Below are 2809 nucleotides of genomic sequence, written 5' to 3'. Positions count from 1 at the left end.
TGCTTGTATAACTTCAAGTTTAAAATTTGGAGTATAGGCTCTTTTTGACATAAAAAATACTCCCCCTTTAGTAGTCAGATTTTTATTTTTTAATCTGTCTACCTTTAGGGGAGCATATCAAAACGTGATCGTCTCTTAATTTTGAACAATGCTATTCTTAAATACCTATTATTAAGAATAAACTTTCTTAAAGTTTCAATGTTAAATAGTTGTTTTGCCAATAAAACTCTAGATGGTTTTATATCACTCCTATCCCTATACTTAAACAAAGCGTCACTGTTGCTGTTCCAGTAACGCCACTGTTAGTGAAGTAAGATAAATCAATTAGTTTTAGTCAAAATTATAGGTGGTAATATAAGGTTTTCTGAAAATATTTAATGGAATTTTGGATTCTACCTTTACTTTGTCACCAATATTATAGTTTTCATAATCTCTACCAAAAAATCGCATTTCCACAGCTTTATTTCTAATTTTAAAAACAAAACGGTAATGTTCTGGAATAGTAGTTGAGCTGTTACTTCTTTGGATTGTATTTATTTCTACAAAATATTTATCTATGATTTCCAACTGCTCAACTTTAGTTCTTTCACCTACTCCTACATAGTCAAGGGCAAAAGATAGCGAAATTAAATGTATTAAAAGTAAAGATAATTTTGAATAGAACTGACCCTTGCTTGATTTTTTGTTTATTTTCATTCACTTCTCCACCTATCTTTCTTTAATACAGAAATAAGCCATCCCTAAACTAACGCTCTCATTAGTGAAATTATATATGAATTAATTTCCAAATAATTCTCCCATATGAGCATAGTTTACATTCGCCAAAAATGTTTCGGTATTTTGTTCTAAATCTGTGATGAAATTCACCCAAAAATCATCGGTTATACTATTTTCCCCATAATATTTTCTAAAATCTTGGGTAGAAACTTCTTCGTTGATCATTTGCGCACTATGAATATTATTAACTATCGATTCAATCCAAGTAGCATTTAATTTAAGCAAATCCTCAATTTTTGTTCTAGAAATTGGATCTAATACAAAAACAATTTCTTCGGCTTGGTCATTGCTTAATACTTCAGTTGGTCCTCTCATATTCATAAAAAAACGACTTATATAGTTGGCATTTTCTGCTGTTTTCTTATTCATTTGAGAAACCCGTCCAAAATCATGAGCTAAATTCATATACTTTTGAGTGATTTCCACAATTCTTTCATTTGTTTTTTCAAGTACTTGAGCGATTTCCTTTGTTATGTTTCCAGAAACTATTATTTCTTCATAAACTTTATCATTAAGAATAATTGCATCAATAAGTCGGATCATATCGCTATTTAACACATTTGATAACTGTTTTTCGTACATCCGTTTTTCTTGGAAAAGATTATAACTTGTTATCAGTAATATTACTATAATAAGACCGTTTATAATCTTCATATAACTTTTCTTAATCAAATTTATCCCTCCAATCAATAATATTTTTGCAACAGTAATCCCTTCTCTTTTTCATCAACCTACTCGATAGCACCATAGCAGCAGGAGCTTGTTTCACTAAAGCACTCGTTAGCACGACAAGCAATAATTTCTATTATCAATCGCTTTGCGTAATTAAATTTTAGAATTATTATTTCTTGTTCTTTTTTCAATGAATGTCCAAGCTACGTAGATGAAGAAAGTTACTGCAATTATTATTAATAAAACATCAGAAAAGAATAAAATATCTATATCTGTTACCATTTTAGGTTCTCCACCGTAATGATGTTCATTTTTAAATATACGATTTTTCCAATCGAGGGTAAGAAAAGATATAAGCCCTCCAAAGATAATTCCACAAAGAAATGAGTTAAGAGTTTTTTTCACAACATCCTCCCCTTTTCGAGTTAATAGAAATAAATCTCAAGAACATTTCATCATAATCCTTCTTGTAGAAACTAAACTAAAGCATTCGTTACTTTAATAAGAAGCCTTCTATGGAAACATAAAAACCAAACACAGAAGCAATGATACACATGTATCCCCAAAATCTTTTTTTATCTTTTTGAAGTTCAATTATCCCTGTAATTAACATAGAGATAGCCAATATCAACATCAATAAAGGCATAAACTCAAAGTTTTGAGTTAGTTTAATAAAACCTGCTAACATAACAATAACTATTGATAAGAATATTCTTAACGTTTTCAACATATTTCTCCCTCTTACAATCACATTAACTGTAACATATTTACATTTATAGTTTTAATAAATTAACCTTTTTCTTAGTTAAACTAATCTGCCCTTATATACAGTATGGTAAATGACCGTATTCATTGTTAATAAAGATACTAAAACAGCCTATTTTCTATCTTTGCTTACTTGTTTTATACAGTAGGAGATTATAGTTTTCAACGTAAACAACGATAGGACTTTACTTGGAGAGGTGGGTATGATAGGCTCGTTCGCCTGATGAAACCTTAACTTCAGCCTTTCAAGACCACTCATGCCCACAGAGGCTCCAAGTCAAGTCCTTAACCACTTTGCTACGTTTACATGTAAACAAAGAAAAAAGGTGCACCATATCAATGTTTTGTGGCTGGTACTGTATATAAGCATCCGTTAGCTGAAATAGGAATGATTAGTCTCTTTTGGTAGACCCAATAAAAGATAATATTAAACCCACTACTACTATAAAGTAACCTAAAACTCCTAAACTTAAATTATTATCTAGTGTGACCACACCACCAACTAGTGTAATGTTAATCCCTAGTAGCATCAGCTTCAAACCAGAAACCCCTTTTTTAATACGTCTTAAAATTAAAATTAAAAATATAACACTTA

5 protein-coding genes are annotated in these 2809 nt (G+C 30.2%); all 5 read right to left on the bottom strand.

The features are described from left to right. Nucleotides 1-330: 330 nt before the first annotated feature. Complete coding sequence (locus tag ACK4M9_RS22705; RefSeq protein WP_409855058.1) at nucleotides 331-696, bottom strand: hypothetical protein; 366 nt, start codon at nucleotides 694-696, stop codon at nucleotides 331-333. Between the two features lie 81 nt (nucleotides 697-777). Beyond that, on the bottom strand, nucleotides 778-1449 hold the full coding sequence (locus ACK4M9_RS22700; protein WP_409855057.1) for a hypothetical protein: 672 nt from the start codon (nucleotides 1447-1449) through the stop codon (nucleotides 778-780). A 153-nt stretch (nucleotides 1450-1602) separates the two neighbouring features. Beyond that, nucleotides 1603-1854: a hypothetical protein gene (locus ACK4M9_RS22695; protein ID WP_409855056.1), complete on the bottom strand. Its 252-nt coding sequence runs from the start codon at nucleotides 1852-1854 to the stop codon at nucleotides 1603-1605. Between the two features lie 88 nt (nucleotides 1855-1942). Beyond that, on the bottom strand, nucleotides 1943-2179 hold the full coding sequence (locus ACK4M9_RS22690; protein WP_409855055.1) for a DUF3953 domain-containing protein: 237 nt from the start codon (nucleotides 2177-2179) through the stop codon (nucleotides 1943-1945). A gap of 427 nt (nucleotides 2180-2606) precedes the next feature. Then, nucleotides 2607-2809 (bottom strand): hypothetical protein (locus tag ACK4M9_RS22685; RefSeq protein WP_409855054.1); only part of this gene is annotated, 203 nt, incomplete at its 5' end.

The organism is Anaerobacillus sp. (genome assembly GCF_046314235.1).
In the GTDB taxonomy this organism is placed as follows: Bacteria; Bacillota; Bacilli; order Bacillales; family Anaerobacillaceae; genus Anaerobacillus.
This window is presented reverse-complemented; position numbering and strand designations above follow the sequence as displayed.